The organism is Bacillus hominis, assembly GCF_018332515.1.
Lineage (GTDB): Bacteria > Bacillota > Bacilli > Bacillales > Bacillaceae_G > Bacillus_A > Bacillus_A hominis.
On sequence record NZ_BOQD01000369.1, the window covers coordinates 1 to 7,758 of the forward strand.

Here is a 7,758-nt window from a genome sequence, read left to right on the forward strand (position 1 = left end):
TTCTTTAAACTTTAAAGGGTTTTTCATTATTTTTTGCGAAACATTTGTATAACAATTTTTTCTTTGCTTATCGTTACATAAAAGTAGGTTCGGGTGGAGTTTTGCAAACGTTTCCTAAACAATAACCGATATTTTTTGACTTTTCCTAACAAAATTCCTTGCAATATATTCAGAAAATCATTACAATTGCCATATATTAAAAATCTTAGCAATATATAAATCCTCATCAGTCCGATGAGGTAGAGGTTGCGACTTTTAAAAGTAGAACGGACGAGACACAGAGAATGTCACCGACTCCGTTTGAAAGGAAAAGTTGCCGAAGTTTATATTTCTTCTCTGGAAATATGAGCTGGGGCTGTCTCCGAAAGGAACAGAACTGTCACGTTTACAAAATTACCGTGTAAACGTGGGGTGCTATCTTAACGGAAGGGTATGATGGGGTGGTTATTTGTGAAACGTTCCGCCAAATTCCTTTGGCGGTTTTTTGTACTTTTCTCCCCCCGCTCCTTCCTAACCTACAAGAAAAGGAGTGTTGAACATGAATAGCGCAACAAATCAATCTACCTCTAAAACGCAAACTACACAAGGACAAGGTGAATTGAAACGCGGATTAAAATCTCGTCACCTTACGATGATTTCTCTCGGTGGTACAATCGGTACCGGACTATTTCTTGCCAGCGGTGGTGTGATCCATTCAGCTGGTCCTGGCGGTGCACTAGTCGCATACGCCGCAATTGGAATTATGGTTTACTTTTTAATGACAAGCTTAGCTGAACTCGCAGCTTACATGCCTGTTACTGGATCTTTTAGTACGTATGCAACAAAATTTGTTGATCCATCACTTGGCTTTGCACTTGGATGGAACTATTGGTATAACTGGGCGATTACGATAGCGGCGGAACTCGCAGCGGTAACATTAATTATGAAATTTTGGTTCCCTGATACTCCTTCCCTCATTTGGAGTGGATTATGTTTAGCTATTATTTTTCTCTTAAACTATTTATCTGTTAAAGGTTTTGGTGAATCTGAATATTGGTTTGCACTTATTAAAGTAGTTACAATTATAATCTTTTTAATTGTCGGTTTTATGATGATTTTTGGAATTATGGGCGGCGAAGCTGTCGGTTTTAAAAACTTCACTGTTGCAGATGCACCATTTAATGGCGGTATCATGGCAATTATCGGTGTATTTATGGCTGCTGGTTTCTCCTTCCAAGGAACTGAATTATTAGGAGTGGCTGCTGGTGAAACTGCTGACCCAGAACGCAATATTCCAAAAGCAATTCGTTCTATCTTTTGGCGCATTATATTATTCTATATTTTAGCAATTCTCGTTATCGGTTTATTAATTCCTTATACGACTGAAAGCCTTGCAGCAAGTGATGTTACAGTAAGTCCATTTACACTTGTATTTGAAAAAGCGGGCGTTGCCTTCGCTGCTTCTGTTATGAACGCTGTTATTTTAACTGCAGTACTTTCTGCTGGTAACTCTGGAATGTACGCATCAACTCGTATGCTTTGGGATTTAGCTCGTCAAGGAAAAGCACCAAAGTTCTTAGGCAAATTAGATAGCCGCGGTGTACCTGTTAACGCATTAATCGCAACATCAGTTGTTGGTAGCGTCGCTTTCATCGCTTCTTTATACGGTGACGGTGTTGTATACATTTGGTTATTAAATGCTTCTGGTATGTCAGGATTTATTGCTTGGGTAGGAATTGCTGTTAGTCATTACCGTTTCCGAAAAGCTTATGTTGCACAAGGGAAAGATTTAAAAGATTTACCGTATAGAGCAAAATGGTTCCCGTTCGGTCCAATCTTTGCATTTGCACTTTGTGTCATTGTCATTTTAGGACAAAACTACGGAGCATTTATGGGCGCATCTATCGACTGGAACGGTGTACTTGTTTCTTACATCGGTTTACCACTCTTCTTAGTACTTTGGTTAGGATATAAATTTACTAAGAAAACAAAAGTAATTCCACTTGATAAATGTGAACTAAAATAAAGTAAAACGAGCAAACAAATTTGTTTGCTCGTTTTTTATTACAGTCCTCTTCTCTTCCCTATTTCTCCTGTTTTTGCAATAATAGAAGAAATATACATAAAGGTTGGGATCACATGAACATTCGTATTACTGATGAAGCAAAAGCAGCTATACATAGATTAGAACGTGAGGACAAAAAGGTCATTCGCATTAGAGGAACAATGACAAACTCTTGTAGTATTTTCGTTGATGTTGATTTAATTTGGGATACATATCATGCAGGTGATGTTGTATATGAAGATGAACAGCTTATTGTACAAATGGATTCATTCACGAAAGACTACACTGGTGATACTGTGAAACTTGATTATAAGACGACAGGTTTTAGTATTACGACTCCTAGTGAGACTTTGGTGTATGGATTGTCGATTAAAAAATGAAAATTATTTTCAGCTGACCATTGGGGTGAAAAAATGGGCAAATATGTTCCGTTAAAATTTTTATTCAACGAAGAATTAGCAGAAAAAATGGCTGATTCTATTTGTAAACACAATCCTAATTTCTCTAAAAGAAACTTTGTATCTTCCGTAACATGTAAAGTTGAAAATTTAGAGTTAAAGCAACGTATAGAAGTAATAGCAGATGAATTACACTATGCATTACAAAAAGATTTTAATGAAGCAATCCATATATTACTGAAAACATTTGGACCAGAAAACACAACAGAAGTAGGCACATTTACAAATGGTTATATGTACATGCCTATTGCAAAATACGTCGAAAAATATGGGCTTAACGATTTTGAATCCTCTTTCAACGCCATGTATGAAATAACGAAAAGGAATACTGCTGAATATGCAATTCGGCCTTTTCTTGAAAAATATCATGAAGATACACTGGACATACTACAACAGTGGTTACGTGATGAAAACAGCCACATTAGGAGATTAGTTTCAGAAGGTACTAGACCAAGACTTCCTTGGGCTAAAAAAATTGGAGCTTTGAAAGGTGATTTTAAAAACAATTTACATCTTCTTGAACCATTAATGAATGACCCTTCTAAATATGTTCAAAAATCAGTAGCCAATCACATTAATGATATTACGAAAGAAGATAACAAACTCGTTTTTCAATGGTTGCAGCAATTGCGTGATAAACAGCATCCTGTTAACCCTTGGATTATAAAACATGGGTTACGAACGGTGATAAAAAATGGTACTTTACCAAAAGATTTTTGTTTTTAAGTATTTTAAACAAAAACGCTTATACTTCATTTTTGAAGTATAAGCGTTTTTTCTCTTTCAAACATTATCCCGATCTTAAAATATTTTGAAACATTTTTGGCTTATTTCGTTCAAAACTCTCTATTAGTTCCCTGCCAAATATCGTTATACTCTTCTCCCAAGGATGACCTAAATACCCCCACTTAAAATCCTTCTGAATAAAGAAATAGTAATCTCCATTTGGAAAAATTGGGATAGTCCACTCATCAAATTCATTTCTTTCAAACTTTAAATGCGGATTCACCCAATAACACTCATGTTGCCAGTCTAGTGCCATTATGTATTCATTCGATGCTGTATTCTCTTTAAAAACTTGTAATGCTTTTCCTTCAAGTTCGTCATATACATCTAAAGCTACAGATTCTCCGAAGTAATAAGAAATATCATATGTAACAAAAGGACTTGGCACCTTAAATGATGGAAATATAGAATCACTTGGCGAAAACTTAAGTTCACTATATATCCTGTCCCAAATTTGGTCGTACTCTTTATCTGTAAACTCCATCCAATTTTTCATTAAACAACTGCCTTCCCTTATAAGTTCAAAGGATTTTCACTTAAATATCCCGAATATATAAATAACCATTCTCGCAAGGAGCGAATTTGTATGAATCTATTCGAACACGAAACGTAAAACCGCTTTATTTTAATAAGAGGTCCTCCAGTTCTCTTTTCTTACTATATCATTCATTAACGAAATAGGAGGACATAATATGAAACGTGATCCATTATTTTCGGCACTATTAGAAAGTGCAAAGGCAAACTTTACTGGCTGGGATTTTTCTTTCATTTCAGAAACTGGCCGTATGAATAGTGATCCTCTATCTTGGTCATATGGTAGTACCACCTTCCAACTTATGCAACGTGCAAAATCAATGCTAGATATGGGTACTGGCGGCGGAGAGTTTTTATCTATGTTACAACCGTTCCCGCCAACTATTTACGCTACTGAAGGCTATGCTCCGAATGTACCAATTGCTCGAAAGAAATTAGAGCCTTTAGGAATTACAGTTGTAGAAGTGACCGATGATACTGCTTTACCATTTCAAGATGGTCAGTTTGATTTAATTGTGAATCAACATGAATCCTATTCTGCTTCTGAAGTGAAAAGAATTCTTTCCACCAATGGAACATTTCTTACACAGCAAGTCGGTGGTCTTGATTGTGCTGATCTTAATGATTTGTTTGGTGCACCACTTAATTCAGAATTTGCAAATTGGTCACTCGAAACAGCATGTAGTGAATTAAAGCAAAATGGATTTACAATTATAGAAGCGAAGGAAGAGTTCCCTCTTCAACGTTTTTATGATATCGGTGCTGTTGTCTATTACTTAAAAGCAATTCCTTGGCAAATTCCTGATTTTACAGTAGACAGCTATACCAAAGAATTGTATCGCATACATGAAATCATCTTACAAAAAGGATATTTCGATGTGAAGCAACACCGCTTTATTATTAAAGCCTATTATGAAGAGTAAACCTTGAATTAGCATTTCCTACAAAAAGCCAAATCCCATTAAAGGATTTGGCTTTTTCTTAGTATTTTAACGCATCTTTTCCTATTGTGAAACGAGATGTTTTACATATTAATTCATTGATTGTTTTTGAGGAAAATAAAAATACTAAACTAGTCTATCATTTTCATTTCCGAAAAAGGATAATACACAAATTCTACCTTGCCAATAACGTTATCTTCTTCAATATAACCTAAACCATTTCGACTATCCTTACTAAGTTCACGATTATCTCCCATTACAAATAACTTATTTGGCGGAATCTTTGTCTTTTGAAAGTTGTAAAATACTTGTGTATTGTTATATAAATCTTTATTTATATAAGGTTCATCTTGCTTTTTGTCATTTACGTATACAGTTCCATTCGTTATGTTAATTACGTCACCAGGAAGCCCTATTACACGTTTCACATAATATTTCGACTCATCCTCTTCCTTAATAATGACGATTTCTCCGTGCTGTAAGCTAGAAAAATGTACAGCGGCTTTATTTACAAATACGTAGTCTTCTTCATGTAAAGTTGGCTGCATTGATTTTCCTTCCACCTTACATAAAGTAAAAGACTGGTACGCTACTACCATGACAAATATAAATAGTATGTACTTTCCCCAACCTCTCTTAATCTCCTCTTTCATATCCATTCCCACCTTATCAAAACACTTCTCAACTCAAAAATATATCACTGCACAATATGTTTTCATTTGCGCAGTGATATACTACAATTTGAAGTTTTTTACTGTGCCTTACTCGGTTATTGTGCTACTGGGGCTGGACTTACACCCGATCTCTGCGTTTTCAAATCAAAATATGCATCCAAAATTTCTTTACCAATTGCAGAATTAATACCTGATTTATCATTATTCACCCATGGCACAACAACAGAAAACGCGACTTCCGGATCAGCATCATATGGTGCATACCCGGCGAGAGTTAAATTATAACATTTTTTTCGATAGTTGTTCTCATCTCTTCCAATATCACTTTCTCCACCGTACACTGTCTCTGCTGTTCCTGTTTTTCCAGCCGGTTTATAAGGTAATCCTTTGAAAGTTCCAGTACCTGTCCCATCAGCCTCTTGGAAAACCCTTCTAAATCCTTCTTTCACATGATTTATATATGAAAGATCCATATCCACTCGATTTAACACGACTGGTTCCATCGATTGTATCACTTTCCCGACTTCCTCTGGTCTATTTGGTTGCTCTCTAATTTCTTGTACAATTTGTGGTTTCATTCGGTAACCACCATTTGCAATCGTTGACATATATTGAGCAAGTTGCAGCGGCGTATATGTATCATATTGTCCAATCGCATAATCAAGTAAAAAACCAGGTATATTATCGGTTCTACCCATTTGACCAATCGATTCATTTGGCAAGTCAATACCAGTTGACACACCTAAACCAAATTGTCTAAAGTAATAGCGCATTTTATTGAATGTTTCTTTTTTAACATCTAACGGATTGTTTGGTACATAATCAATACCTGCCATTTTTAAAGCTGTATTAAACATATATACGTTCGATGAAACTTGCAAAGCTCTTAAATCATCAATATCTCCAAAGTCTTTCCAAGATTTCTTCGGCTTCGAACTTCCTTTAAAGTACATTGGTGCATCAAAGAAATGCGTATATGGCTTAATCACCCCTGCTTGATATCCAGCTAATAACGTAGCTCCTTTCACCGTCGATCCTAACTCATAAGAGCTTATCATCGTTCCTAAAGCGTAGTCTTCTATTTGCATCCCGCCATCTTTATTTACAATTTTCTTTCCTGCTAATGATAGAATTTGACCATTTTTCGGATTCATCATAACGACGAATGCACGATCCATCATCGGTTCAGAGGAATGAAATGCCCTTAAATTCCTTTCAAGACTTTCCTCCACCTTTTTCTGTAAATCCATATCAACTGTTAACATTAAATTATGTCCACTTTTTCCTTTTGTCACTTTTTCAGTTCGGATAATATTTCCAGCTTTATCAGTAATATTTTTAGACTGTTCTTTCGTTCCATGTAACACATCTTCGTATTGTTTCTCGATGTAACTCTTACCAATACGATCATTTCTGTTATAATCTCGTACTAAATAATAGTCTAATTGCTCCCTTGGTAATCCCTCATTCTCACTAGAAACACTACCAAGTACAGAACGTAGTATTTTGTCATTTGGATATTCGCGCTCCCAGTCCACAGTCGTATCTACGCCTGGTAAGCTCGATAATCTTTCACTCACTACTGCATATTCATTTTGACTTACATCTTTTTTGACGATTTGTGGCGTCATTTTATATCCTGCATTCATTTTACTTTTAATTGCTAGTACTTCTATATCCTCTTTCGAAAGCTCGTTTAGTTCTTCTTGTGTAATTCTTTCTCGTCTCAACTCTTCTACTTTCTTATCTAATTCTTTCCCTTCTATTTCCTGCTTCCTAAATTTACTCTCATCTTCTTTCGTTACTTTTGTTGCTGCACGTTTTTCATTTAACTGCATCCAAAAGTCTTTTTTATCTGTCTCTGTTAACTTGTCCATCTCTTCTTGTGGCATTTCAATTAGCTTTGCTAAATTTCTTGCCACTATTAAAACTTCTTTTGAGTCTACTCCTTTCATTTTCGTATATGTAACAGTTCGTAACGGTTTATTATTTACAATAACTTTCCCTTCCCGGTCAAACATCTTCCCTCTGGGAACTGGAGTACTCACCGTTACATCTTCCTTTTTATTCACTTCATTTCGATACGTTTCTCCGTCAATGATTTGTACTTTACCTAATTGAATAATAATAGCTGAAAATAAAAGAAAAACGATAAAAAATAGTACATTTAACCGAAACGGAATATGAGTCTTTTTCTTTTTTGACTGTTTCTGCTTCTCCTTTTTCTGTCTCATTTTGCTCCCTCGCTTCATTCTATTAACATTTCTGTGCATAAAAATACGTTTACTACAGTGCAATCAAATACATCATTATGTATCAAA

7 protein-coding genes and 1 riboswitch are annotated in these 7,758 nt (G+C 35.5%); of the genes, 4 read left to right on the plus strand and 3 right to left on the minus strand.

Annotated features, from left to right (window positions below; genetic code table 11):
* Window positions 1-232: 232 nt before the first annotated feature.
* A riboswitch (Lysine riboswitch) is annotated at window positions 233-425 on the plus strand.
* A 113-nt stretch (window positions 426-538) separates the two neighbouring features.
* From KI356_RS24980 to KI356_RS24990, 3 genes are all read left to right on the plus strand, one after another.
* Window positions 539-2,005: an amino acid permease gene (locus KI356_RS24980; protein WP_071772958.1), complete on the plus strand. Its 1,467-nt coding sequence runs from the start codon at window positions 539-541 to the stop codon at window positions 2,003-2,005.
* A gap of 113 nt (window positions 2,006-2,118) precedes the next feature.
* A complete protein-coding gene (locus tag KI356_RS24985; protein WP_212936782.1) occupies window positions 2,119-2,424 on the plus strand; it encodes an iron-sulfur cluster biosynthesis family protein in 306 nt (101 codons plus the stop codon).
* Between the two features lie 33 nt (window positions 2,425-2,457).
* On the plus strand, window positions 2,458-3,228 hold the full coding sequence (locus tag KI356_RS24990) for a DNA alkylation repair protein (protein ID WP_212936783.1): 771 nt from the start codon (window positions 2,458-2,460) through the stop codon (window positions 3,226-3,228).
* 64 nt (window positions 3,229-3,292) lie between these two features.
* Here KI356_RS24990 and KI356_RS24995 read toward each other — a convergent pair whose 3' ends face one another.
* Complete coding sequence (locus tag KI356_RS24995) at window positions 3,293-3,784, minus strand: DUF2716 domain-containing protein (protein ID WP_212936784.1); 492 nt, start codon at window positions 3,782-3,784, stop codon at window positions 3,293-3,295.
* A 196-nt stretch (window positions 3,785-3,980) separates the two neighbouring features.
* On the opposite strand from KI356_RS24995, the gene KI356_RS25000 reads away from it, so the two are divergent.
* Entirely contained in the window at window positions 3,981-4,745 is a 765-nt protein-coding gene (locus KI356_RS25000; protein WP_212936785.1) for a class I SAM-dependent methyltransferase, read from the plus strand.
* Between the two features lie 149 nt (window positions 4,746-4,894).
* On the opposite strand, the gene lepB is transcribed toward KI356_RS25000, so the two are convergent.
* Window positions 4,895-5,416, minus strand: coding sequence for a signal peptidase I (lepB, locus tag KI356_RS25005; RefSeq protein ID WP_212936786.1), 522 nt, complete (start codon window positions 5,414-5,416; stop codon window positions 4,895-4,897).
* Window positions 5,417-5,532: 116 nt separating this feature from the next.
* The gene (locus tag KI356_RS25010; RefSeq protein ID WP_212936787.1) at window positions 5,533-7,689 is read right to left on the minus strand and encodes a peptidoglycan D,D-transpeptidase FtsI family protein; all 2,157 of its coding nucleotides are present in this window, start codon (window positions 7,687-7,689) and stop codon (window positions 5,533-5,535) included.
* Between the last annotated feature and the right edge of the window lie 69 nt (window positions 7,690-7,758).

Bases quoted from the DNA above. Each gene is read 5' to 3' on its own strand.
- KI356_RS25000 (WP_212936785.1), top strand. From the start codon at position 3,981: ATGAAACGTGATCCATTATTTTCGGCACTATTAGAAAGTGCAAAGGCA.
- KI356_RS24990 (WP_212936783.1), top strand. From the start codon at position 2,458: ATGGGCAAATATGTTCCGTTAAAATTTTTATTCAACGAAGAATTAGCA.
- KI356_RS24980 (WP_071772958.1), top strand. From the start codon at position 539: ATGAATAGCGCAACAAATCAATCTACCTCTAAAACGCAAACTACACAA.
- lepB (WP_212936786.1), bottom strand. From the start codon at position 5,416: ATGAAAGAGGAGATTAAGAGAGGTTGGGGAAAGTACATACTATTTATA.
- KI356_RS25010 (WP_212936787.1), bottom strand. From the start codon at position 7,689: ATGAAGCGAGGGAGCAAAATGAGACAGAAAAAGGAGAAGCAGAAACAG.
- KI356_RS24995 (WP_212936784.1), bottom strand. From the start codon at position 3,784: ATGAAAAATTGGATGGAGTTTACAGATAAAGAGTACGACCAAATTTGG.
- KI356_RS24985 (WP_212936782.1), top strand. From the start codon at position 2,119: ATGAACATTCGTATTACTGATGAAGCAAAAGCAGCTATACATAGATTA.